Annotated in this window: 25 protein-coding genes; 15 read left to right on the plus strand and 10 right to left on the minus strand. The window is 61.0% G+C overall.

Annotation, left to right across the window (positions count from 1 at the left end):
• Positions 1 to 6: 6 nt before the first annotated feature.
• Both pilH and pilG read right to left on the minus strand, forming a co-directional pair.
• Positions 7 to 369 (minus strand): twitching motility response regulator PilH, encoded by a 363-nt coding sequence (pilH, locus tag LWH94_RS08105; RefSeq protein ID WP_011787171.1) that lies wholly within the window; start codon positions 367 to 369, stop codon positions 7 to 9.
• A 34-nt stretch (positions 370 to 403) separates the two neighbouring features.
• Positions 404 to 796, minus strand: coding sequence for a twitching motility response regulator PilG (pilG, locus tag LWH94_RS08110; RefSeq protein ID WP_022990362.1), 393 nt, complete (start codon positions 794 to 796; stop codon positions 404 to 406).
• Positions 797 to 1,112: 316 nt separating this feature from the next.
• Between pilG and gshB the strand changes: the two genes are divergently transcribed.
• The 8 genes from gshB to LWH94_RS08150 all read left to right on the plus strand — a co-directional run bounded on the left by gshB (position 1,113) and on the right by LWH94_RS08150 (position 8,043).
• A complete protein-coding gene (gene gshB, locus LWH94_RS08115; protein ID WP_199456155.1) occupies positions 1,113 to 2,066 on the plus strand; it encodes a glutathione synthase in 954 nt (317 codons plus the stop codon).
• A 38-nt stretch (positions 2,067 to 2,104) separates the two neighbouring features.
• A complete protein-coding gene (locus LWH94_RS08120; RefSeq protein ID WP_232901829.1) occupies positions 2,105 to 2,965 on the plus strand; it encodes an energy transducer TonB in 861 nt (286 codons plus the stop codon).
• Entirely contained in the window at positions 2,962 to 3,528 is a 567-nt protein-coding gene (locus LWH94_RS08125) for a YqgE/AlgH family protein (protein ID WP_022990365.1), read from the plus strand. Before LWH94_RS08120 ends, LWH94_RS08125 begins: the two co-directional genes overlap by 4 nt.
• The gene (gene ruvX, locus LWH94_RS08130; RefSeq protein ID WP_058342090.1) at positions 3,521 to 3,961 is read left to right on the plus strand and encodes a Holliday junction resolvase RuvX; all 441 of its coding nucleotides are present in this window, start codon (positions 3,521 to 3,523) and stop codon (positions 3,959 to 3,961) included. The genes LWH94_RS08125 and ruvX overlap by 8 nt, the downstream gene beginning before the upstream one ends.
• Before the next feature lie 10 nt (positions 3,962 to 3,971).
• Positions 3,972 to 4,481 carry a bifunctional pyr operon transcriptional regulator/uracil phosphoribosyltransferase PyrR gene (gene pyrR / locus LWH94_RS08135; protein WP_232901830.1) on the plus strand — a complete coding sequence of 170 codons (510 nt, stop codon included), beginning with the start codon at positions 3,972 to 3,974 and terminating at the stop codon, positions 4,479 to 4,481.
• Between the two features lie 27 nt (positions 4,482 to 4,508).
• Complete coding sequence (locus LWH94_RS08140) at positions 4,509 to 5,528, plus strand: aspartate carbamoyltransferase catalytic subunit (RefSeq protein WP_022990368.1); 1,020 nt, start codon at positions 4,509 to 4,511, stop codon at positions 5,526 to 5,528.
• Complete coding sequence (locus tag LWH94_RS08145) at positions 5,525 to 6,820, plus strand: dihydroorotase (RefSeq protein ID WP_232901831.1); 1,296 nt, start codon at positions 5,525 to 5,527, stop codon at positions 6,818 to 6,820. Before LWH94_RS08140 ends, LWH94_RS08145 begins: the two co-directional genes overlap by 4 nt.
• Positions 6,821 to 7,023: 203 nt before the next feature.
• Complete coding sequence (locus LWH94_RS08150; protein ID WP_232901832.1) at positions 7,024 to 8,043, plus strand: putative solute-binding protein; 1,020 nt, start codon at positions 7,024 to 7,026, stop codon at positions 8,041 to 8,043.
• 51 nt (positions 8,044 to 8,094) lie between these two features.
• On the opposite strand, the gene LWH94_RS08155 is transcribed toward LWH94_RS08150, so the two are convergent.
• Complete coding sequence (locus LWH94_RS08155) at positions 8,095 to 8,367, minus strand: HU family DNA-binding protein (protein ID WP_232901833.1); 273 nt, start codon at positions 8,365 to 8,367, stop codon at positions 8,095 to 8,097.
• 160 nt (positions 8,368 to 8,527) lie between these two features.
• Here LWH94_RS08155 and LWH94_RS08160 point away from each other — a divergent pair, with 160 nt between their 5' ends.
• Positions 8,528 to 9,580 carry a hypothetical protein gene (locus tag LWH94_RS08160; protein ID WP_232901834.1) on the plus strand — a complete coding sequence of 351 codons (1,053 nt, stop codon included), beginning with the start codon at positions 8,528 to 8,530 and terminating at the stop codon, positions 9,578 to 9,580.
• A gap of 25 nt (positions 9,581 to 9,605) precedes the next feature.
• Entirely contained in the window at positions 9,606 to 11,672 is a 2,067-nt protein-coding gene (locus LWH94_RS08165; RefSeq protein ID WP_232901835.1) for a TRAP transporter large permease subunit, read from the plus strand.
• Between the two features lie 96 nt (positions 11,673 to 11,768).
• On the opposite strand, the gene LWH94_RS08170 is transcribed toward LWH94_RS08165, so the two are convergent.
• From LWH94_RS08170 to mutM, 6 genes are all read right to left on the minus strand, one after another.
• Positions 11,769 to 13,304, minus strand: coding sequence for a phosphoenolpyruvate carboxykinase (locus LWH94_RS08170; protein WP_232901836.1), 1,536 nt, complete (start codon positions 13,302 to 13,304; stop codon positions 11,769 to 11,771).
• Positions 13,305 to 13,478: 174 nt separating this feature from the next.
• Positions 13,479 to 14,333 carry an Hsp33 family molecular chaperone HslO gene (gene hslO / locus LWH94_RS08175; RefSeq protein ID WP_022990389.1) on the minus strand — a complete coding sequence of 285 codons (855 nt, stop codon included), beginning with the start codon at positions 14,331 to 14,333 and terminating at the stop codon, positions 13,479 to 13,481.
• 94 nt (positions 14,334 to 14,427) lie between these two features.
• Positions 14,428 to 14,835: a ribosome-associated heat shock protein Hsp15 gene (gene hslR / locus LWH94_RS08180; RefSeq protein WP_058342084.1), complete on the minus strand. Its 408-nt coding sequence runs from the start codon at positions 14,833 to 14,835 to the stop codon at positions 14,428 to 14,430.
• Positions 14,836 to 14,901: 66 nt separating this feature from the next.
• Positions 14,902 to 15,588 (minus strand): GMP/IMP nucleotidase, encoded by a 687-nt coding sequence (gene yrfG, locus LWH94_RS08185; protein WP_232901837.1) that lies wholly within the window; start codon positions 15,586 to 15,588, stop codon positions 14,902 to 14,904.
• An 87-nt stretch (positions 15,589 to 15,675) separates the two neighbouring features.
• Complete coding sequence (locus LWH94_RS08190; protein ID WP_022990392.1) at positions 15,676 to 16,008, minus strand: hypothetical protein; 333 nt, start codon at positions 16,006 to 16,008, stop codon at positions 15,676 to 15,678.
• A 96-nt stretch (positions 16,009 to 16,104) separates the two neighbouring features.
• The gene (gene mutM / locus LWH94_RS08195; RefSeq protein ID WP_232901838.1) at positions 16,105 to 16,917 is read right to left on the minus strand and encodes a bifunctional DNA-formamidopyrimidine glycosylase/DNA-(apurinic or apyrimidinic site) lyase; all 813 of its coding nucleotides are present in this window, start codon (positions 16,915 to 16,917) and stop codon (positions 16,105 to 16,107) included.
• A 184-nt stretch (positions 16,918 to 17,101) separates the two neighbouring features.
• Between mutM and LWH94_RS08200 the strand changes: the two genes are divergently transcribed.
• Positions 17,102 to 18,280 carry a DesA family fatty acid desaturase gene (locus LWH94_RS08200; RefSeq protein WP_058342081.1) on the plus strand — a complete coding sequence of 393 codons (1,179 nt, stop codon included), beginning with the start codon at positions 17,102 to 17,104 and terminating at the stop codon, positions 18,278 to 18,280.
• 65 nt (positions 18,281 to 18,345) lie between these two features.
• Here LWH94_RS08200 and rsmD read toward each other — a convergent pair whose 3' ends face one another.
• Positions 18,346 to 18,975 (minus strand): 16S rRNA (guanine(966)-N(2))-methyltransferase RsmD, encoded by a 630-nt coding sequence (gene rsmD, locus LWH94_RS08205; protein ID WP_232901839.1) that lies wholly within the window; start codon positions 18,973 to 18,975, stop codon positions 18,346 to 18,348.
• Between the two features lie 161 nt (positions 18,976 to 19,136).
• On the opposite strand from rsmD, the gene ftsY reads away from it, so the two are divergent.
• From ftsY to rpoH, 4 genes are all read left to right on the plus strand, one after another.
• Positions 19,137 to 20,423: a signal recognition particle-docking protein FtsY gene (gene ftsY, locus LWH94_RS08210; RefSeq protein WP_232901840.1), complete on the plus strand. Its 1,287-nt coding sequence runs from the start codon at positions 19,137 to 19,139 to the stop codon at positions 20,421 to 20,423.
• Positions 20,424 to 20,451: 28 nt separating this feature from the next.
• On the plus strand, positions 20,452 to 21,144 hold the full coding sequence (gene ftsE, locus LWH94_RS08215; RefSeq protein ID WP_094624851.1) for a cell division ATP-binding protein FtsE: 693 nt from the start codon (positions 20,452 to 20,454) through the stop codon (positions 21,142 to 21,144).
• The gene (gene ftsX, locus LWH94_RS08220; protein ID WP_232901841.1) at positions 21,134 to 22,138 is read left to right on the plus strand and encodes a permease-like cell division protein FtsX; all 1,005 of its coding nucleotides are present in this window, start codon (positions 21,134 to 21,136) and stop codon (positions 22,136 to 22,138) included. Before ftsE ends, ftsX begins: the two co-directional genes overlap by 11 nt.
• Positions 22,139 to 22,343: 205 nt before the next feature.
• Positions 22,344 to 23,204 (plus strand): RNA polymerase sigma factor RpoH, encoded by an 861-nt coding sequence (rpoH, locus tag LWH94_RS08225; RefSeq protein ID WP_058342077.1) that lies wholly within the window; start codon positions 22,344 to 22,346, stop codon positions 23,202 to 23,204.
• Positions 23,205 to 23,328: the final 124 nt, after the last annotated feature.

A 23,328-nucleotide genomic window follows, 5' to 3' on the forward strand; every position in this document is an offset into this window, starting at 1 on the left:
CAGGGATCAGGCAATCAGGCTGTTGATTGTCTTGATCAGGTCGTCTTCGTTAACTGGCTTGACCAGGTAACCCTTGGCACCCTGGCGGGTTCCCCACACCCGGTCAGTTTCCTGATCCTTGGTGGTTACGATCACAACCGGAATAGATGCGGTTTCCGGTGCGCGGGTCAGCTGGCGTGTCGCCTGGAAGCCGTTCAGGCCGGGCATGACCACGTCCATCAGCACCAGGTCCGGAGTTTCCGCGCGGGCCTTGGCTACGCCGTCGGCGCCGTTGTCGGCGGTCAGCACTTCGTGCTTGTGCTTTTCCAGGATGGTGGAGATTTTCTTAACTTCGGTTGGCGAATCGTCAACAATCAGAATGCGGGCCATGGTTTCCTCGATGGTTCTGGGGGTTCAGCAGGTTTTACTGTTCCGCCTGCGGCATGTAGTGGCGGATGGTGTTGAGCAGCTCATCCTTGCTGAAGGGTTTGGTCAGATACTGGTCGGAGCCTACGATGCGGCCTTTAGCCTTGTCGAACAGGCCGTCCTTGCTCGAAAGCATGATTACCGGCGTCTTCTTGAAAGAGGAATTGTTCTTGATCAGTGCGCAGGTCTGGTAGCCGTCCAGGCGGGGCATCATGATGTCAACAAAGATGATGTCCGGCTGGGAATCGGCAATCTTGGCCAGAGCGTCAAAGCCGTCAGTGGCAGTGATGACCTCACAACCGACTTTTTTCAGAAGGGTTTCTGCGGTGCGACGAATGGTCTTGCTGTCGTCGATCACCATGATCTTCAAGTTCTCGAAGTTGTCATCCATTGTCCAACTGCCTTGCGCTCTAGCGACTGTCGTTATTTTCGAACGGGGTTTTAACACAAACATTAAGGTTGATCTATAAACCCCGCACATTTATAGAATATCGATGGCCGGATAAAAAGCATTAGTTTGTGACCAAATGTACTTCTGCCCGCTGCGTCACGGATTGATGTGGCGATTTATCCGGATGCATTTATGGCTCGGGTACAATACCATCTAGGGTTTCAGCATAGCACCTTGCACCGGTTTGCTCTGTATACCGGTTCGTGTTTTTGACGGAGCAACTTCCCGCTCCCCAACCGACTTTCCAGGAGACTCTATGACAATCCGGCTCGGGATCGTGATGGATCCGATCGAGGATATCCATTTCAAGAAAGACAGCTCACTGGCCATGTTGCTGGCGGCCCAGAAACGGGGCTGGGAAATCGAGTACATGGAATTGCCGGATATGTACCTGGCCGGTGGCCAGGCCCGTGCCCATACCCGCAAGCTGACGGTGCATAACGACCCGGAAAACTGGTTCAGCTACGGTGCCGCTGAAGACACGGCACTGGGCGACCTGGATGTGATCCTGATGCGCAAGGATCCCCCGGTCGACAGGGAGTTCCTGATGGCCACCTATATACTGGAAGCGGCGGAACAGCAGGGTGCCCTGGTGGTCAATCCGGCCGCCACGTTGCGGGATTGCAACGAGAAGCTGTTTGCCACCCAGTTTGAAGACCTGACACCGCCGCTGATCGTGACCCGCTCCTCCCAGCGTTTCCGGGATTTCTATGCCGAGCACGGCGACATCATCATGAAGCCGGTAGACGGCATGGGTGGTCGCTCGATCTTCCGCGTTAAAGAAAACGACGCCAACCTGGGTGTGATCATCGAAACCCTGACCAACTATGGCGCGCACCAGGCCATGGCCCAGAAATTCATTCCGGAAATCACCGACGGTGACAAGCGCATCCTGCTGATTGACGGCGAGCCGGTGCCCTACGCCCTTGCGCGCATTCCTTCTCAAGGCGAGAATCGCGGCAACCTGGCCGCCGGCGGCCGGGGTGAGGGCCGTGAACTGACCGCCAGGGATCGTGAAATCTGTGCCCGGGTGGCACCGGTGATCAAGGCCAAGGGCCTGATGTTTGTGGGCCTGGATGTGATTGGCGACTACCTCACCGAAATCAACGTAACCAGCCCCACCTGCATCCGGGAACTGGACGCTGCCTTCGGCATCGATATTGCCGGTATGTTGCTGGACGCCGTGGAGCGCCGGTTGTCACAGGGCTGAACAGCACCGGTAATGCGGGCACAGAATCAGGATAGGTAATGGCAGTTCAGGTAAGCGATTTCGACCGGTTTTCCTTCACCCTGTTCATGGCGCTGGCGGTTCACGCCATCGTCGTGCTGGGCATTACCTTCGCCCCGGAACCGCCCCGCAGCTCTGCCCAGACCATGGAAATCACCCTGCCGCAGTTTGACGACGAGGAAGCGCCGGACAAGGCCGACTTCCTGGCCCAGACCAGTCAGAAGGGCAGTGGTACCGAAGAGCAGGCCATGGAAATGACCTCGCCGCAGCCGGCGGAAGTCAGCCAGCCCGATGTAGCCGAAATCCAGCCGGAGCCGGCAACCACGGCAGAGCCCAATCCGCAGGAAGAGCGGGCCGTGGTGCAGACTGAAAGCAAGGCCCGCCAGCAGGTCCGGCAGCCGGAAACCCGGGAAGATCCGGGGCCGCTGCCCCGGGCCGAGCGCAAAAGCCTGATGGAGCGCAGCCTGGAAATTGCCAGCCTGGAAGCCCGCTTCGACGCCCAGCAGCAGGCCTATGCCCGGCGCCCCAGGGTCATGCGGGTAACTGCGGCGTCCACGCTCAAGTCGGATAACGCCTGGTACGTGCAGAACTGGGTCAGCAAGGTGACCCGGGTCGGCAACATGAACTATCCCAACGAAGCGCGCCGTTCCGGCCTTTATGGTGACCTGCGGATGCTGGTTTCTCTGCGCAAAGATGGCACAATCAAGCAAGTGGCGATTCTCCAGTCGTCCGGCAGCACGGTACTCGATGATGCAGCCATCCGGATTGTGCGCATGGCAGCGCCGTTTGCACCCTTCCCGGAAGACATGCGCGAGCAGGTCGACGAACTGGAAATCATACGAACCTGGTCGTTCCAGAGGCGGGGGCTGACATCCGGATGACAACCGGCACGGAAACCAAGGCAAGTCTGCGGCACCATTTCCTGGTGGCATCGCCGTGGCTGGCCGATCCCAATTTTCACGGGGGCGTGATCTACCTGTGCGAGCATTCCTCCGAGGGTGCGCTCGGGTTGATGATCAACCAGCCCTTGGGCATTCACCTGGGTGAAATCCTTGAACAGCTCGATATGCACGGTGGCGAGCTGGACCTGCCGGTATTTACCGGTGGCCCGGTGCAGCCGGAGCGAGGCTTTGTACTGCACTCTCCCGGGCAGCACTGGCAGAACACCGCCACGGTGACGGACGACGTACTGCTGACCACCTCCCGGGACATCCTGGAAGGCATCGGCCGCAACGAAGGGCCGGAAGAGTTTCTGGTAGCGCTGGGTTATTCCGGCTGGGGTGAAGGCCAGCTGGAGGAAGAGCTGGGCAGCAATGCCTGGCTGACCTGCCCGGCCAGCACCGACATCCTGTTCCGCACCCCGGTGGAAAAACGTTACGAGGCGGTGTTGAAACTGATCGGCATAGACCTGAACCAGCTCAGCGATTCGGTGGGCCATGCCTGATACCGGTAACCGCAGAATCCTGGCGTTTGACTTCGGCACCCGCCGCATTGGTGTGGCAAGCGGCCAGGAGCTGCTTGGCACCGGCCAGCCGCTGGCCATGATCCCGGCCCGTGACGGCATTCCGGACTGGCAGCAGGTCGAGAAACTGCTGGCGGAATGGCAGCCGGATATCGTGGTGGTGGGCCTGCCTTTGAATATGGACGACACCGAGAACGACATGTGTGCCCGGGCCCGCAAGTTCGGCAAGCGCCTGCACGGCCGCTACCATGTGCCGGTAGAGATGGTCGATGAGCGGCTGACCAGTTTCGAAGCCAAGGGTGATGTGATGGCCGCCGGCGGTAGCCGGGATTTCGGCCGCCACGGCGTGGACGACCGGGCCGCCGTACTGATTCTGGAAACCTGGTGCCGGGAGCAGACCGGCAAACCTGACTGACGAGGCATCAATGACCGCATTGCTTGATATCAACCAGCTGCTGGATGAACTGGAAAACGGCCTGCGCCGGATTCTGGCAGAGCGTGGCGTCGACAACCCGGCGCTGATCGGCATCCGTACCGGCGGCGTGTGGCTGGCGGATGTGATGAGCAAGCGCCTGGGCCTGGCCGAGCCCTACGGCGAGCTGGATATTTCCTTCTACCGGGACGATTTCAGTCGCATTGGCCTGAACCCCAGGGTAGCGCCTTCCAGCCTGCCTTTCGATACCGAAGGCCGCGACATCATCCTGATTGATGACGTGATCATGAGTGGCCGCACGATCCGGGCAGCCATGAACGAGATCTTCGATTACGGCCGTCCGGCAAGTATCATACTGGCCACACTGATTGACCTGGGCGCCCGGGAATTGCCGGTGCAGCCGGATGTCACCGGCAAGGCACTTGCGCTGGACGCCCATCAGCGAGTAAAACTGCGCGGCCCTGATCCGCTGCGCATTGAATTCCAGGAAACCGGGCAGTAATACTCCCCACCAGACAACAGGCGAGCCATGACCGCGAACGACCCCTCCCCGAACCACTTGCAGCTGACCCGGGACGGTCAGTTGCGGCATTTCCTCACCCTGGATGGCCTGGGCCGCGAACTGCTTACGGACATCCTCGACACCGCCGACTCGTTCATCGAAGTAGGCGAGCGGCGGATCAAGAAAGTACCCCTGCTGCGGGGCCGCACGGTGGTTAACCTGTTTTTCGAATCCAGTACCCGCACCCGCAGCACCTTCGAGCTGGCGGCCAAGCGGTTGTCCGCCGACGTGCTGAACCTGGATATCAATACCTCCGCCACCTCCAAGGGCGAGTCCCTGTCTGACACCCTGCTCAACCTGGAAGCCATGGCCAGCGACATGTTTGTGGTGCGCCATTCCCAGAGCGGCGCGCCGCACTTTATTGCCGAAAGCGTGACCCCGGGCGTGGCCATCATCAACGCCGGCGACGGCCGCCATGCCCATCCGACCCAGGCCATGCTCGACATGCTGACCATTCGCCAGCACAAGGGCAGCTTCGAAGGCCTGAAAGTGGCCATCGTTGGCGATGTGCTGCACTCCCGGGTGGCCCGTTCCCAGATCCGTGCCCTGAACGTACTGGGCGCCGGGGAAGTGCGGGTGATTGCACCGGGCACCCTGCTGCCCAGAGACGTGGAAGACCTGGGCTGCACCGTGGAATACGACATGGCCCGGGGCATGCAGGACCTGGATGTGGTGATCATGCTGCGGCTGCAGAAAGAACGTATGGAAGGGGCATTGCTGCCCAGCGAGCGGGAGTTCTACCGGCTGTACGGACTGAACCAGGACAAGCTTGCACTGGCAAAGCCGGACTGCATTGTGATGCACCCGGGGCCCATCAACCGGGGCGTCGAGATTGAATCAGCGGTGGCCGACGGCCCGCAATCGGTCATCCTCAACCAGGTGACCAACGGTATCGCCATCCGCATGGCAGTGATGTCCATGGCCATGGGCGGCCAGGTGGCCGAACGGCAGCAGAAACACAGTGATCACGAGGGAGCCCGGGCATGAGCCACCAGCAGAATGACAGTCTGAAAATTACCGGTGGCACCCTGTTCGACGGTTCCGGCACCGAAACCGACAACCCCGGCCTGCTGATTCGCAATGGCAGGATCGAGGCCCTCGGCAGCGCTGCGGTAAGTGCCAGCGCGGACCGGGAGTTTGATGCCAGTGGCTGCGTAATCACGCCGGGCTTTATTGATCTGTGCTGCAACCTGCGGGAGCCGGGCAACGGCCAGAAGGGCAACATCGCCTCGGAAACCCGGGCCGCGGCCCATGGTGGCTTCACCACCGTGTGTGCTTCGCCGGAAACCTCGCCGGTTAACGACTCCAGTGCAGTAACCCACCTGATCCGCGAAGGCGCAGACTCCCGGGGCTCGGTGCGCGTGCTGCCGGTCGGTGCCATCACCCGAGGGCTGGAAGGTGAATTGCTAAGCGACATGGCGGGCCTGAAGAATGCCGGTTGCGTGGCGGTGGGCAATGGTTCCCGGGGCGTGCGTAATGCCCGGATTTTGCGCCGCTGCATGGCCTACGCCCAGACCTTCGGCCTGACCGTGATGTTCAGCCCGGAAAACCAGGCCCTGGCGGCTGACGGTTATTCCCACGATGGCCAGGTGGCTACCCGCCTGGGTCTGTTGGGTATTCCGGAAGTGGCGGAAACCGCGGCGGTGATGGAAATGCTGCTGCTGGCGGAAGAAACCGGTGTGAAACTGCACCTGAGCCAGCTGTCCTCGGGCCGGAGTGTGCAAATGCTGGCGGATGCCCGCAAGCGCGGGATTCAGGTCACGGCCGACGTGGCCATGCACCAGTTGTGTTTCACTGAAGAGGCCCTGGCCGGTTTTGACAGCCGTTTCCACGTGCGCCCGCCGCTGCGCTCCGAAGCTGACCGGCAGGCGCTGGTAGCCGGTGTTCGGGAGGGTGTGATAGATGCCATTGTCAGCCAGCACCAGCCCCACGACAGCGCTGCCAAGCAGGCACCGCTGCCGGCTACCGAGCCGGGACTGTCCAGCATCGAAAGCGTGCTGTCGCTGGGCCTGGAACTGGTCGCTCGGGGCGAGCTGGAGCGCGCCCGGCTGCTGAACGCACTGACCGCCGGCCCGGCCTCGGTGCTGGGTCGAACCGCGCGGCTGGCGGAAGGTGAGGCGGCAGACCTGTGCGTGTTCGCGCCGGAGCAGTCCTGGCAGCCGTCAGTGCAAACCCTGGTCTCCGCCGGCCGGCACGCGCCGGTACTGGACCGCGAATTGCCTGGCCGGGTCCGGCTCACGCTGGTGGCCGGAAGAACGGCCTGGGCCGACCCGGCCTGACCCGCCTGTCCTGAAAGTGCGGCAGAGGTTGTCCGGCCTCTGTCGACACTGTCACAGAATCCTTCCTGTTGCTGAAAAACCCTTGATAACAGGCACCCGAGCCAACGTATCCTATGGGGTGACCCCTTATGGTTGTCCCAGGACACGAGCTGCGGCTGCCTGACTGCAGCGCGCGCCAGAGAATAATAATCAGGAGTGAACCCGTGAAGTTATCCAGTCTTTCCCGCCGGGTGGTGGCGGCTGCTGCCCTGAGCGCCAGCCTTGTTGTGCCCGCCCTGGCCCATGCCCAGTCCGAGATTATCGAACGCAGTTTCTGTGTGTTTGACCCGGTGGGTGCCAATGGCCCCCTGTTTGCCATTACCAAGGAGTTTCAGCCGGTTGCCCTGCAACAGGGCATCAAGCTTGACCTGAGCGCCTACACCGACGAAAAGGTAGCGGCCGAGGATTTCAAAGCCGGCCAGTGCGATGCCGTGCTGCTCACCGGCACCCGCGCCCGGGAGTTCAACAAGTTCACCGGCAGCCTTGAAGCTATGGGTGCCGTGCCGGGCGAAGAGGAAATGCGCCTGCTGTACAACACCCTGAGCCAGCCCAAGGCGCGCCCCTTCCTGATTGATGGTCCCTACGAAGTGGCCGGCGTGTTCCCCGGTGGTGCCATTTACCTGCACACCCGTGACCGCAACGTCGATTCGGTAGAGAAGCTGCAGGGCAAGCGCATCGCCACCCTGGACTATGACTCCGCGTCTGTGCGCATGGTGCGCCACGTAGGTGCTTCCGTGGTGGGCTCGAACTCCGCCAACTTTGCCGGCAAATTCAATAACGGCAGCGTCGACCTGGCCTATGCCCCGGCCGTGGCTTACCAGCCCCTGGAACTGTACAAGGGCGTGGGTGAAAAGGGCGGCGTCTTCAAGTATGCGCTGGCGTATATGAACTTCCAGGTGATCATCCACCGGGACCGGTTCCCGGATGAAGCGGGCCAGATGGTGCGGGACCAGGCCATCAAGCGGCTGGATGAAGCCTACGCGATTATCGCCGAAGCCGAGTCTGGCATTCCGGATAACGTGTGGATGCACCCGCCGGCAAAAGACGTAGCGGAGTACGACAAGATGCTGCGCCAGGTTCGCTTGTCGCTGCTGGAAGACGGAGTGTATGACGAGCGTGCGATCAAGCTGATGAAGGCGATCCGGTGCCGGGTAGACGGTGCCCGTTCGGAATGTGCGTCCTGATCAGCCAGGGCATGGAAGGTAACAGGCCCGCATAGCTGCGGGCCTTGCCGGTCAGCGGATGGCGTCTTTCAGGGCCTTGCCGGCCTTGAAGCCAACGGTCTTGCTGGCCGGAATTTCAATGCTGGCCCCGGTCTGCGGGTTGCGGCCGGTGCGGGCTTCCCGCTTGCGGACATTGAAAGTGCCGAAGCCGATCAGGGTAACGTCGTCACCCTTGGCTGTGGCGGCAGAAATCTGGCTGGTAAAGGCACTGATAACGTCGCTGGCTTTTTCGCGGGTAAGGCCGGTCTGGTCGGCAATCGCGGCAGTTAGTTCAGGTTTACGCATTGAAAACTCCTGTTCTTGGTTCTGTTTGTTGTTTTTTGTTTTTTGCTCCAGACCGCCGACCGTGCCGGCGGTTGAAGCAATCTATAGTGGCTTCGGGGCCAATGTGCAAACCCCGGCGTGTAACGATATGTTCGAAAAAATAAAAAAGGACACGAATGTTATGAAAGACTTCCGGACCTCCCTGGCCTGTGGCAAAGGCCTGCGCGGCTTTGCTGCAGCGGTTGCGGCCAGCGTCGCCCTGAGTGGCTGTGGCGTGGTTAACCACATGATCTACAAGACCACCGGCGATGTAATGCAGGGGTTTTCCCGGAACCATACCGTGCCCTACCTGATGGAATCTGAAGACCTGGCCATGGGCTGTGCCATGAGTGAGGCCACGGCACCGTTGCTGATGTCGTTCGGCCGGGTGACCAGCGAGCCGGACCAGCTGGCGGTGATGCTGTATCTGTCGTCCGGCAGCTGCGCCGAAGAGCAGGCCATGGAACATGAGCTGGCAGGCCTTGCGGCCATGCACGGCATGGATGGAACGGCCGCTGAAGATGCCTTTATCCGCCAGAAGCGCGCCCATACCCTCGCGGCCAAGCGCTATCACCGGGCCTGGCAGCACCACAACGCCTACTATGGAAACCCGGAAGAAACCGAGTGCCCGGATTTTGACGATGACATGGACGAATTCATCTACATGGCTGGCTTGCTGTCCGGACTGCAGGCCCTGAATGCCCAGATCCAGGCTACCTCTTCCATCGGCGTGCCCTTCAACACCGGCTCTGTGGTGGGGCGGGCTACCCAGTGCCTGGATAACAAGAAGTGGTGGGGTGCCCCCATGGGCCTGAGGGCAACTGTCTGGGCCATGATTCCCGGGACCAGGCCCGAGGGTGAAGTTCCGCTGGAGCGCCTGGCCATTGCCAGCGAACAGGGCAAGCAGGCCGGTGTGCGCCTTGGCCACGTGTTCCAGGCCATTGCCGCGGGCAACAAGGGCGACGAAGCCCTGGTGAAGGCGGTTATCCGTGACCACGCCGAGTCCCTGAAAAACGACGACGCCAACGAAGAGTGGCGCTTTGTCGATGCCATGGCCACCAACATGCTGGTGGCTATGTCTGACCGGCTCTGGGTAGAAAATACCGGCCACCGCACCCCGATGGGGCAGTTCGGCAGCTTCTGGGATGACCAGCAGGCGCCGACCGAAACCATGGATCTGGATGATCTGTTGTAACCCCCAATTCCCGGAGTAGGTAGTTATGGCCCCGAGTGGTTTTCGTCGTACCGGGCTGGAATGGTTTTCCTCCTTGCCGGCTTGCCTGTTGCTGCTGGCAGTGGTGCTGTTCTCCACCAGCAGTGATATTCACAACCAGATGCTCCGGGGCGGGGAGCAGCTCTGGAGCGGCTACTACAAGCTCCGGATGGATCCGGCCAAGCCGGAGTGTGATGCCAACCGGGATATCGAGGCCGCGGTGGCCGAGGAAATGGCCAGGGAAGCTCCGGCGGATGATCCCATGGCCGCCCTGCTGGGCACCGTAGAAAAAGACCCGGCCGATGTGCGCCTGGCGATTGAGCGTTCGGTAGCGGATTGCCGCTCGGCCCACGCCAGCTATGAGTCCTTGCAGGGCCAGCTGACTGCCGGGGTAAAGGCCTACCGCGCCGTTGAGCTGTTCGTGGCCGACCTGATTGCCTTCGGGCTCAGTGCCCAGCGCTACATACTGGTGATCCTGGTGATGCTCTGTGCCGTCACCGCAACCCTGACCCGCCACCATATTGCCATGCGGGCCATGGAAACCCGCCTCGACTACACCGTCTCCCTGACCCTGCAAACCATCGCCAATGCCATGTTGCTGGGTTCCAGCCTGATTTTCCGGCAATCCACCCTGGCCAGCAGTACCGCAGTGTCGGGCGAGGAGTTGTTGCTGCACAACTTCTGGATCATCGGCTTCGGCTGTCTCACCCTGGCCAGCCTGTACCGTCTGTTCCGGGTGCCGGATGGCCTGTCCGCCGGCGGCAGCCTGGGCCAGGCCTTCCTGTCGGTACCGCTCTACACAGTGATGTGCCTGATTTCCGGCACTTATTTCGCGATGATTGGCCACTCCTCGGGCATCGGTATTTACCTGGGCAAGATGATGGAGCTGGCCGACATGTTCCTGAACGTGGGGTTGTACGTTTGGGTGGGCATGATGCTCAAGCAGACCCGGCTGGCGACACTGGTGTTCAACGTGTTCCGGCCCTGGCGCATGCCGCCGGAGCTGCTGGCAGTCGTTGCCGTGCTGGTGGCAGCAGTGCCCACGGCCTATACCGGCGCCTCGGGCATTTTCGTGATCGCCGCCGGGGCGGTGATCTACAGCGAGCTGCGGGCGGCCGGTGCCCGGCGACACCTGGCGCTGGCAGCCACGGCGATGTCCGGCTCCCTGGGTGTGGTGCTGCGCCCGTGCCTGCTGGTGGTGGTGATTGCCTACCTGAACCGGGAAGTGACCACCGACGAACTCTTCGGCTGGGGCATCTGGGTGTTTGTGCTGACGGCGACCATGTTCAGCCTGGTGGCGGTTACGGTGAACCGCCAGAGCCAGTTCAACCTGGCCCCGGTGACCGATGCCATGCCGGCCTCGGTGCTGGCCTTGCGGCCGCTGGTACCCTATGTGCTGGTGATCATTGCCGTGGTGCTGTTCTATCGCCTGGCACTGGATGTAAAGATGGATGAATTCTCCGCACCACGCCTGCTGCCGGTAATCATGCTGGCCATCCTGGTGTACGAGCACTTCAGTCGCAAACGCCGGCAGGACGATACGGCCGGCGACACGGATTATCAGGGCCTGGAAACCAGTGTTCGTAGCGCGACCAACGACACCACCGCCGAAATCGGTGCCCTGTTGTTGTTACTGGGGCTGTCCGTGAGTATTGGCGGGGTTATCGAACGCTCCCATATCATGGAAGCCTTCCCGCAGGCGTTCGACAGTGCCTGGTCTGCCATGTTGCTGATGGTGGTGATCCTGGTGATTCTGGGCATGATCATGGATGCCTTCGGTGCCGTGATCCTGGTGACCGCCACGGTGGCAACCATTGCCTACTCCAGTGGTATTCATCCCGTGCATTTCTGGATGGTGACCCTGGTGGCGTTCGAGCTGGGCTACCTGAGCCCGCCGGTGGCCCTGAATCACCTGCTCACCCGGCAGGTGGTGGGCGAAGCGGAAGTGCTGGCGGCGCAGCAGGAAGGCGGTACTTTCTACCAGCGCCATGAGCGCATCATCATGCCGCTGATTGCCATGGGTATCTCGCTGGTACTGGTGGCGTTTGTGCCGCTGCTGTTCTACGCGAACTGAGCATGGAGGCCGCTTCCGGCGGCCTCGCTCAAAAACCACCGATACAAAAAAAGCGCCGTGCTTTCGCAGGGCGCTTTTTTTTCAGGCCGGTGACACTCAGGCGAGTTTCGGGCCGGCTTCGACGATGGTGTCTGCCACGTCGAACTTCTTGAAGTTCTCTACGAACTGGCCAATCAGCTCCTGGGCCTTGCCGTCGTAGTACTCCGGGCTGGTCCAGGTATTGCGCGGGTTCAGCAGTTCGGTCTCGACACCCGGGATGTGCCTGGGCACGTCCAGGTTCAGGTCGTCCAGGTGCTCGGTTTCCACGTCGTCCAGGTCGCCGTTCTGGATGGCAGCGATGATGGCACGGGTGGTCGGGATGCTGAAGCGCTTGCCTTCACCGTAAGGACCGCCGGTCCAGCCGGTGTTGACCAGGAATACCTTGCTGCCGAACTCGTCAATACGCTTCATCAGCAGCTCGGCGTAAACGCCGGCCGGGCGCGGGAAGAAGGGTGCGCCGAAGCAGGTAGAGAAGGTGGACTTGAGCTTGGAGGAAGAGCCCATTTCGGTGGAGCCCACCAGCGCGGTGTAACCACTCAGGAAGTGGTACGCAGCGGCTTCGCGGCTCAGTACCGATACCGGAGGCAGAACGCCGGTCATGTCGCAGGTCAGGAAGATGATGTGCGACGGCTCACCGGCACGGTTCTCGATCACGCGCTTCTCGACGTGCTCCAGCGGGTAGGCACAGCGGGAGTTTTCGGTCAGGGAGACGTCGGTGTAATCCGGCTCGCGGGTTTCCGGGTCGATCATCACGTTCTCGACGATGGCGCCGAAACGGATGGCGTCCCAGATGATCGGCTCGTTCTTCTGGCTCAGGTCGATGCACTTGGCGTAGCAACCGCCTTCGATGTTGAAGACAGTGCCGGGGCCCCAGCCGTGCTCGTCATCACCGATCAGGTAGCGGTGCGGATCGGCAGACAGGGTGGTCTTGCCGGTGCCGGACAGGCCGAAGAACAGGCAGGTTTCGCCGGTTTCGCTCACGTTGGCGGAGCAGTGCATCGGCAGTACGTCTTTCTCCGGCAGCAGGAAGTTCTGCACAGAGAACATGGCTTTCTTCATCTCACCGGCGTAGTGCATACCGGCCAGCAGGACCTTGCGCTTGGCAAAGTTGAGGATAACGCAGCCGTTGGAGTTGGTGCCGTCACGCTCGGGCACGCACTCGAAGTTGGCGGCGTTGAGGATCTGCCATTCCTGCTTGTCGGCCGGGTTGTAGGCGTCCGGGCGGATGAACAGGTTACGGCCGAACAGGTTCTGCCAGGCGGTTTCGGTGGTCATTTTCACCGGCAGGTAGTGCTCGGGGTCAGAGCCAACGTGTACGTGAGAGACAAACTGGTCTTTTTCAGCGATGTAGGCTTCAACACGGTCCCACAGGGCGTCGAACTTGTCGGCGTCGAACGGGCGGTTGATCGGGCCCCAGTGGATGTCGTCTGAGGTGCTGGGCTCCTCAACGATAAAACGGTCCATGGGAGACCGGCCGGTGCGCTCGCCGGTGGTAACCACCAGGGAACCGTTTGCCGCAAGCTGGCCTTCCTGCCGTGCCAGTGCTACTTCAACCAGTCTTGCTGTACTCAGATCACTATAAGTGTTGCTCACTTCGACCTCGCCCTCGGGATGTCTTCGTGATTGCCCAGTCCTTGCCCCCGAACACTGGCGGAATTCTGAACAATCGGGTCAATTCAGGCGCGCTATTATGCCAGAGACGCCGATAAAAAACGACTGCCCTGAAAACCGCGCCACTGGCGGCTTTCGGGCAATGTTAAAGAGCAGTCAGTGTAGCGTATGACCGGTGAAAAGGTGATCAATGTCATTTCTATTGAAGCGATAGTTTGCGTGACAGAACTGGCAGTCCATGTCGATGCTGCCCTGTTCGTCCAGAATGCTGTAGCACTCTTCCTTGCCGATCGATTCGAGCGCCGCCAGGGTACGTTCGCGGGAACAACTGCAACGGAATTCCACCGGCTCCGGCTCGTACAGGCGCACGGTTTCCTCGTGGAACAGGCGGTGCAGCAGGGTTTCACTGTCCAGTTTCAGCAGCTCTTCCGCTTCTACGGTACGCGCCAGGTGGTTTACCCGGTTCCACAGGTCATCGTCTTCCTCGGTGTGGCCGGGAAGGCGCTGCAGTAGCAGGCCGGCAGCGGTATCGCCATCGGCAAACAGGAACAGGCTGGTGGCAATCTGCTCGGAGCGCTCGAAGTATTCTTCCAGGCAGCCGGCCAGGTTGTCTGCTTCCCGTGGCACCACGCCCTGGTAGCGCTGGCCCTTTTCCGGGGTAATGGTAATCGCCATCCGGCTCTGGCCCAGCAGCTCGTGCAGGGTCTCGCCGCTCATGGCCTGTTCGTCAAAGCGGGCCAGGCCGCGGATCTTGCGGTCGTGGCTGCATTCGGCCATCAGGGTGCGCAGGGCGCCTTCACCGGCTGCCTGCAGTGACAGGGTGCCCTCGAACTTCAGGGTGCTGCTCATCAGTACGCTGGCTACCAGGGATTCGCCCAGCAGCTGGCGTACGGAATCCGGGTAGGGAGCCTGGTTGATGATTTCACGGAAGCTGTCGCCCAGTTGTACCCAGGCTCCCCGCACCTGGCTGTGCTCGAAGATAAAACGTTGGAACTGATCCTGGGAAGCCATGGTGTCTCCTGAAACTGTCTGTTGATTCACTGGTGATGCCTGTAAGGATGTAAGTTGCGGTGCAGTGCCTGAAACCAGGCTGGGCGAGCCGGTTCTAAAGGCCGTTCTGGTCCCGGAAACGCTGGATATCCCGGCGGTCTTTCTTGCTCGGGCGCCGGGCCGGCGGCAGCTGGGCAGCCTGCATGGTCTTGCGCTGCCAGGCCAGGTCTTCGCGCTTTTTTACGCTGTCGTCGGTTTCGTGGTACAGCTTCTGCGCTTCCGGTGCGCCCCGGCGCCGGTCACTGATGTCGTCCACCACCACAATTTTTTCCTGCCAGCCCAGACGCAGGGAGACCCTGGCGCCGGTTTCCACGATCTTGCCGGGCTTGGTGCGCTGGCTGTTGTAGTGCACCTTGCCGCCCTCAATGGCTTCTTTTGCCAGCGCGCGGGTTTTGTAGAAGCGCGCGGCCCAGAGCCACTTGTCGAGCCTTACTTTCGGGTCGTCGGTGTTTGTTGCTGCCATATCTCCCCACCTGGCAGGCCAGGTTGTCCTGGCCTATGGATGACTGTGCGGATTATAACCGGCCTGTCATTGCGATGGCAGTGGCGGGCGGGCTTGCAGCGTTGGCAGGACCTCGTCGAAGTGACGAATGCCCGGTATTTCCGGGTGCCCGGTCGCCGGGGCCTGGGTGCTGTCCGGTGCCAGGATCGCGAGGCACTGGCCGATACCGGCATCCCGGGCACTTTCCAGTACCGGGAAGCTGTCGTCCACCATCAGGGTGCGCTCCTGGCGGTAGGGAATCCGCCTGGCCAGGTCGCTCCAGAACGCCCGGTCTTCCTTGGGCTTGCCCAGTTCATGGCTGGATACGATGGCATCCACGTGGCGGTCCAGTCCGGTACGGCTGAGTTTCAGTGCCAGGGGATCCGGGTGGCAGTTGGTAACGATCACCGAGTGTAGGCCGGCTTTGCGCAGGGAGGCGAGAAAGTCCGGCACGTGGGGACGGTAGCCGATGCGGTCACTGACCTCCGCTTTCAGCTGGTTGATATCAACCGACAGCCGTTCGCTCCAGTAGTCGGTGCAATACCAGTTCAGGGAACCCCGCTCGGCCATGATCATGGCCAGCAGCTGGTCTTTGGCCTGTTGCGGGTGCAGGTCGTATTGTTCGGCATAGCGCCGGGGCAGGTGTTCGAGCCAGAAGTGCGAGTCGAAGTGCAGATCCAGCAGTGTTCCGTCCATATCCAGGAACACGGTATCGAGGGTTGACCAATCCACCATAAACAAAAACAGCCTGAAGAATTTGCTTCAGGCTGCCTCAGTTTCCGGCCTCTGGCAAGCCGGGATTCTACGGACGAATGCCCGGGATCAGTCTTCGGACTGCTCCACGGTTTCCGCCTTGCGGCCACTGCGGGAACAACCCAGGCACCTTACAAAGGTAGCCTTGGCCGGGCCGACAACCAGTACTTCGCCAGCTTCACCGGCATTACCGCCCAGGGCAGAGAACGGCAGAGACACCAGATACACCGCGCTGCCCACAATGGTGGTGGCCAGCAGAACCGGGCGCAGAAGCACGGCGTCGGTGGTCATGGCCAGCGCCGACGGGCTTTCGTCAATCGCCCTGGCATGGCCCAGAGAAGAAAAAGCGAGCAGACAGGCTGCAACCGTGGCCATCAGGGTGCGGGAAATCTTGCGGGTCATCGTTATTCTCTCCTGTTAATACTCTGTTAACTATGAATCATATTGCCCCAATTTCAAACGATTTTTCGATATCCGGTTGGCAACTCTGGCGGTTGGCTAGCGCTGGCAGCGGGGGCAATAGACGGTGCTGCGGTTGTTCATGCGGATCTCTTTCAGGGTGGTGGCACATTCGGGGCAGGGGTTGCCGCCGCGACCGTACACCAGCAGGGACTGCGCAAAGTAACCGGGTTTGCCGTCGCTGTTCACGAAGTCGCGCAGGGTGGTGCCGCCCATCAGAATGGCTGCGCTCAGGGTTTCGCGAATGGCTTCAGCCAGTTTGTGGTAACGGTCCAGGGAAATGCGGCCGGCTTTCCGTTTCGGGTGGATGCCGGCTTTGAACAGGGCTTCATTGGCGTAGATGTTGCCCACGCCGACCACAATGTGGTTGTCCATAATGAAAGACTTGATGGGCGCTTGCTTGCCCCGGGACAGCCGGAACAACCAGGGCCCGTTGAATGTATCTGACAGGGGCTCCGGCCCCAGGTCCCGGATCAGCGGGTGTTCGGAGCAGTCATCGGCCCAGAGCCAGCAGCCGAAGCGGCGGGGGTCGTTGAAGCGCAGGGTGCGGCCGTTGCCCAGGGCAATCTCCACATGGTCGTGGGTGGCGGCGGGGCTGTCGTCGGTAATCACCCGCAGGCTGCCGGACATACCCAGGTGGACAATCACGGTGCCGGCATCCAGGTGCAGGAACAGGTACTTGGCCCGGCGGTCCACTGCCCGGATAACCTGGTTCAGCAGTTTCTCGGGCAGGTCATCCGGTACGGGCCAGCGCAGGCTGGGGTTGCGGATTAATACCCCGGTCACAGTCTGGCCTTCACAATGGGGTGCAATGCCCTGGCGGGTGGTTTCAACTTCCGGTAACTCAGGCACGGAGCCTCCGCGGATAACAGGTTTCTCGGCCGCCAAGTGTAATCAGTAACAAAAATGGCGCCAAACCCGGTTGTTGTTGCGTACAAGTGTACGCTAAAGTGACGAGGTAACTTCCCCTTCGAGTACCAGCGAAAACCTCCGCAGTATCGCCTTGTCGAAGTTGATTGATTTTTGAGGATATTTTATGTGGTTTAACGGTCTCCTGGACCTCTCCGCGTGGCAGCTGATCGCTGTTACCCTGGTGATGACGCACATCACCATCGTCAGTGTAACCCTGTATCTGCACCGCCACTCGGCCCACAATGCGCTGGACCTGCATCCGGTGCTCAAGCATTTTTTCCGTTTCTGGTTGTGGCTGACCACGGCCCAGAATACCAAGGAATGGACTGCTATCCATCGCAAGCACCACGCCAAGTGCGAGACCGAGGAAGACCCTCACAGCCCGGTGGTTCTGGGTATTCGCAAGGTTCTGTTTGAAGGTGCGGAGCTCTACGCCCAGTCGGCAACCCCGGAAAACCTGGAGCGTTACGGCCAGCGTACCCCGGAAGACTGGATCGAACGCAAGGTCTACACCCCCTATAAAATGGGTGGTATTGCCCTGCTGGCCGTCATCAACCTGCTGCTGTTCGGGGTTAACGGTATCTGGATCTGGGCCGTGCAGATGATGTGGATTCCGCTCTGGGCCGCCGGTGTGGTTAACGGTATCGGCCACTACATGGGTTACCGCAACTTCGAGTGTGCCGACAACGCCCGCAATATCTCCCCTTGGGGTATCCTGATTGGCGGTGAAGAACTGCACAACAACCACCACACCTATCCGAATTCCGCCAAGCTGTCCCGTCGCTGGTATGAGATCGACATTGGCTGGGGTTACATCCGCCTGTTCCAGCTGTTCGGCCTGGCCAAGCCCAAGGGCTACCGGCCCATTGCCCACTATGTGCCGGGCAAGAAGGAAATGGATGTGGAAACCGTGCAGGCCATTACCAACAGCCGGTTCGATATCATGCGCCAGTATCGCAAGCGGGTGATGGAGCCGGTACTGCGCCAGCAGAAGTCCCTGATGGACGACGAAATCCGCCCCCGCTACCGCAAGCTCAAGCGCTTGCTGTCCCGGGAGGTGTCGCTGATCCATCCCCGCGAGAAAGAAACCCTGGATTCAGTGCTCGAACGCCATGAAATGCTCAAACTGATCTACGACAAGAGCCACGAGCTCCAGGCCCTGTGGCGCCAGCGGGGCCTCAAGCCCCAGGACAAGCTGCAGGCGCTGATGGACTGGTGCAAGGAAGCGGAAACCAGCGGTATCCGTTACCTGGAAGAGTTTGCGGCGCACCTGCGGGCCTATTCACTGCGCCCGATGGCCTGATTGGTCGCAGATGCAAAAAAAGCCGGACGGGATTCCCCCCGCCCGGCTTTTTTGTGGCTGACCGGTTAGTCCTGGTCGGCTTCCGGTGCCACCCGGTAAAGGTTATAGGTTACCTGGCCGGCGGTTTTCTGGCGGTGCAACTGCCAGCTTTCGGGTACCGATAGCCCGGTCAGTTCACTTTCGTGTTCGACATACACCCAGCTACCCGGTTTCACCCAGGGGCCGGCGGCGATCAGTGGCAGCAGTCGCGCCAGCCAGCCCTGCCGGAAGGGGGGGTCCATGAAGATAATGTCGAACGGCGGTCGGTGTGGGCTGTGCAGGTAACCTTCCACGTCCTGGCAGACCACTTCGCCGTTTTCGGATTTCAACAGCCGCAGGTTATCCCGCAGGGCTGTAGCCAGTGCCGGGGTATGGTCCACCAGGGTTGCCTTTGCGGCACCCCGGGACAAGGCTTCCAGGCCCAGCGCGCCAGAGCCGGCGAACAGGTCCAGGCAATCGCTGCCGGCCAGGTGGAAATTCAGCCAGTTGAACAGGGTTTCGCGGGTTCGGGCCGGGCTGGGGCGCACGCCGCCGGCATCCGGAAAGCGGAGCTTACGGCTGCGCCAGTCGCCACCGATAATGCGCAACTCGCCCTGTCCGCCGGCCTTGGCGGCGCCCGGGGCGGGTTTGCGTTGAGGTGGTCTGCGCTTGGCCATGGAGCTGCTCCGGTGGGTGAAACGGTGATCAGGTTCGGGCCGATATGTTACCGGAAAGCCCGCAGCAGGGGATAATCGGAGCCCCCATCACTTAGTGCCGGCAGTCTGCTAGAATACCGGCTTTCTTTTCGCCCGCCCATTTTCAGACAGATGGTAAGACTATGACGGCAGAGTGGATTTCAATCGGCCTCCTGGCCTTTCTTGTCCTGTTCTTTGTGCTGGATATCGCCGGCAACCGCAAGCGCGCCCCGCGCCCGGAGAAGGTGCCCCAGCGCAAGCCGGAGGTGGCCAAGGGCCCGGCACCGGTTGCCCCGGAGCAAGCACCTGAACCGGAAGTACAGCCTGAGCAAGCGCCGGAAGCTCCCGTGGCTGAGGCCGCACCGGAGGCACCGCCCGAAGTGCCTGCCGAGCCGGCACCGGTAGAAGAAGCTGCTCCGGCCGTCGAGCCTGCTCCAGAGCCAGAGCCAGAGCCAGAGCCAGAGCCAGAGCCAGAGCCAGAGCCAGAGCCAGAGCCAGAGCCAGAGCCTCAGCTCAGTGTCTTCGAGCGCATCAAGAAGGGCCTGGGCAAGACCCGCGCCAGCCTGACCGGCGGCCTGGCGGACCTGTTCACCGTTGGCAAGAAGATCGATGAAGACCTGCTGGAGGAAATCGAAACCACCCTGCTGATGGCGGACGTGGGGGTAACGGCCACGTCGGAAATTATCGAATCCCTGACCGACAAGCTGGAACGCAACCAGCTGAAAGACGGCGTAGCCCTGCGCAAGGCCCTGAGGGAAGAGCTCCACGGCCTGCTCAAGGATGTGACCAGGCCGCTGGAAATCGATACCGGCAAACAGCCCTACGTGATCCTGATGGTGGGCGTGAACGGTGTTGGCAAGACCACCACCATCGGCAAGCTCACCAAGAAATTCCAGGCGGAAGGTAAGTCGGTGATGCTGGCGGCTGGCGACACCTTCCGGGCCGCGGCTGTGGAACAGCTGCAGGTATGGGGCGAGCGCAACAATGTTCCGGTTATTGCCCAGCACACGGGTGCCGACAGTGCCTCGGTGATTTTCGATGCCATCCAGTCTGCCCAGTCCCGGGGTACCGATATCGTGATCGCCGATACTGCCGGCCGGTTGCAGAACAAGGACAACCTGATGCACGAGCTGGAAAAGGTGGTCCGGGTAATGAAAAAACTGGACGATTCCGCGCCCCACGAAGTGATGCTGGTGCTGGATGCCGGCACCGGCCAGAATGCCCTGAGCCAGGCCCAGGTGTTCCAGCAGGCGGTGGGCGTGTCTGGCATTACTCTGACCAAGCTCGACGGCACGGCGAAGGGTGGTATCGTTTTCGCCATTGCCCGCCAGTTGCAGCTGCCTATCCGGTTTATCGGTGTCGGCGAGCAGGCGGAAGACCTGCGCAGCTTTGATGCAGAAACCTTTGTAGACGCCCTGTTCGACGACTGAAGTACCGGCCACGGAGCCCAAGCCCCCGATGATCGAGTTTCGTCAGGTAACCAAGCGCTATGACAGCGACCACACCGCCCTGCGCCAGGTGAATTTCCACTTGGACCGGGGCGAGCTGGCCTTTCTGACCGGCCACTCCGGTGCCGGCAAGAGTACCTTGCTGAAGCTGATCATGGTGATGGAGCGTCCCACCGCCGGTGAGGTGATCGTGGGCGGCCAGAAGCTCAACAGCCTGCCCCGGCGGCAGATTCCCTACATTCGCCGACACATTGGCGTGGTGTTCCAGAACCACCAGCTGCTGTTTGATCGTACGGTGTTCGACAACGTAGCCATGCCGCTGGAAGTGATGGGGGCGTCGCCGGATGACATCGGCCGGCGGGTGCGGGCGGCTCTGGACAAGGTGGGCCTGCTGAACAAGGAAAAGATGAACCCCATGCAGCTGTCGGGCGGTGAGCAGCAACGGGTGGGCATTGCCCGCGCCGTGGTGAACAAGCCGCCGGTGCTGCTGGCGGATGAGCCCACCGGTAACCTGGACCCGGAGCTGTCGGCAGACATCATGCACCTGTTCACCGAGTTCAGCCAGGTGGGTGTTACTGTGCTGATTGCCACCCACGATATTGCCCTGATCGACCAGATGAACAAGCGCCGGCTGACCCTGGACCATGGCCGGATGATTGTCGGCGCAGATGCACCCCTGACCGGAGGTGTAAGTGGTTACTGACTCACGCCAGAAGCCTGAGAAGCGCAGGGGCGCCAACCGCGGCCGCTCACCGGCCTCGAACCAGGCCCGGAGTTATCTGGACCATCACCGCAAGGTGGCGAAAGATTCCGCCCAGCGGCTGTGGCGCAGCCCGGTGGCCAGCATGATGACCTGGATGGTGATGGGTGTGGCCCTGGCTTTGCCGGTGGCGCTGTTGCTGTTGCTGGGTAGTTTGCAGGGCGTGAGTGCCGGCTGGGAAAACAGTGCCCGGATTACCGCCTACCTGTCACTGGATGTGCCGGTGGAGCAGGCCCGGGAGCTGGCTTCCGAGATTGACGGTGATGGCCGGGTGTTGTCGGTAGAGCTGGTAGACCGGGACCAGGCCCTGGCGGAATTCCGGGTGTCGTCCGGGCTGGATGATGCCCTGGATTTCCTGGACGACAACCCGTTGCCCCACACCCTGTTGGTAACGCCGGAAGACAATGCCCGCTCTGCCGATGGCGTGCAGGCCCTGGTGACCTTTATGGAAGGTATGGATGCCGTCGAGCGGGTCCAGGTAGATCTGGGCTGGCTGCAACGGCTCAATGCCATTACCGATATCCTGGCGAGGGCGGTCTGGGCGTTGGCGCTGTTGCTGGGGGCGGCGGTGATCCTGGTGATCGGTAACACGGTGCGGCTTTCTATCGAGAACCGCCGGGATGAAATCCTCGTGGCCAAGCTGGTGGGGGGCACCGATGCCTTCGTACGCCGGCCCTTTCTTTATACTGGCGCCTGGTTCGGCCTGGGCGGCGGCGTGGTCGCCTGGGTGTTGATCCAGGTTTCGCTATGGTGGCTGAACGGCCCCATCGAGCGGCTGGCGAGCCTTTACCAGAGCGAGTTTGTGATTCACGGCCCGGGTTTTGATGGTGCCCTGGCATTGATTATCACAGCCATGGTGTTAGGCTGGCTTGGCGCCTGGGTGGCAGTGAAGCGTCATCTGGATGACATAGAGCCGGGCGATATTGCCGGAGGGTGATCCGGATAACGGGAAAAACGTATTGAAAATACAGCTTGTTCCAGCGTAGCTTGGTGACCGGTTATCGACGCTGGAATGGCATTCAGGAATTCCCCAGATGTATGATTTTTAACGTGTTACTGGGGAATTCGGGAACTAATCAGGTGCTTGGCGGTCAAAGTTTCAGTTGTTATATTTAACGGCTGTCAGGTTCGGAGGTTATTGCATGGGTACGAGTTTACAGCTGGTTGACAGACTGGTTCCGGGCGCGAATCTCGAGTCTTACATTCAGGCTGCGAGTCGCATTCCGGTTCTCTCAGTGGACGAGGAGCGAGAGCTGGCAGAACGGCTTCACTACCATGGCGATGTGGAAGCCGCCCGTCATCTGGTGCTCTCCCACCTGCGCTTCGTGATTCATATCGCCCGCAGTTATTCAGGCTATGGCCTGGCTCAGGCTGACCTGATCCAGGAAGGTAACGTGGGCCTGATGAAGGCGGTCAAGCGCTTCAACCCGGAGTATGGCGTGCGGCTGGTGTCGTTCGCGGTGCACTGGATCAAGGCAGAGATCCATGAGTTCATTCTGCGCAACTGGCGCATTGTGAAGGTGGCCACCACCAAGGCCCAGCGCAAGCTGTTCTTCAATCTGCGCAGCCAGAAGAAGAAGCTGGCGTGGCTGAACCACGATGAGCTTCAGGCGGTCGCGAAGGACCTGGGGGTAGAGCCCAGGGTGGTGCGCGAGATGGAAGGTCGTCTGGCATCCCAGGATACCGCGTTCGACGGTCCGATGGATGACGATGAAGACAGTGCCTACCAGGCGCCGGCGTATTATCTGGAAGATCGCCGCAGTGATCCGGCGGTGCAGCTGGAGAATGCTGACTGGTCAGAGGACTCCAACGGCCGGTTGATGCAGGCGATGGAAAACCTGGATGAGCGCAGTCAGGATATTCTTCGCGAGCGCTGGCTGACCGAGAGCAAGTCGACGTTGCATGAGCTGGCGGACAAGTATGGTGTGTCTGCGGAGCGGATTCGGCAGCTTGAGAAGAATGCGATGAAGAAGATCAAGTTGCAGATGGCCGAGGTTGCCTGAAGCTGATCATTTGCCCTTGGGGTTTGAAAACGCCACCACCGTTCGCGGTTGGTGGCGTTTTTGCTTGTATAATCCGTGCACTGACAGTTACCTGAGACTTGGGGGCGGAAGCGCTTGGGAGGGC

This window comes from Marinobacter sp. G11 (assembly GCF_021282325.1).
GTDB lineage: Bacteria > Pseudomonadota > Gammaproteobacteria > Pseudomonadales > Oleiphilaceae > Marinobacter > Marinobacter vinifirmus.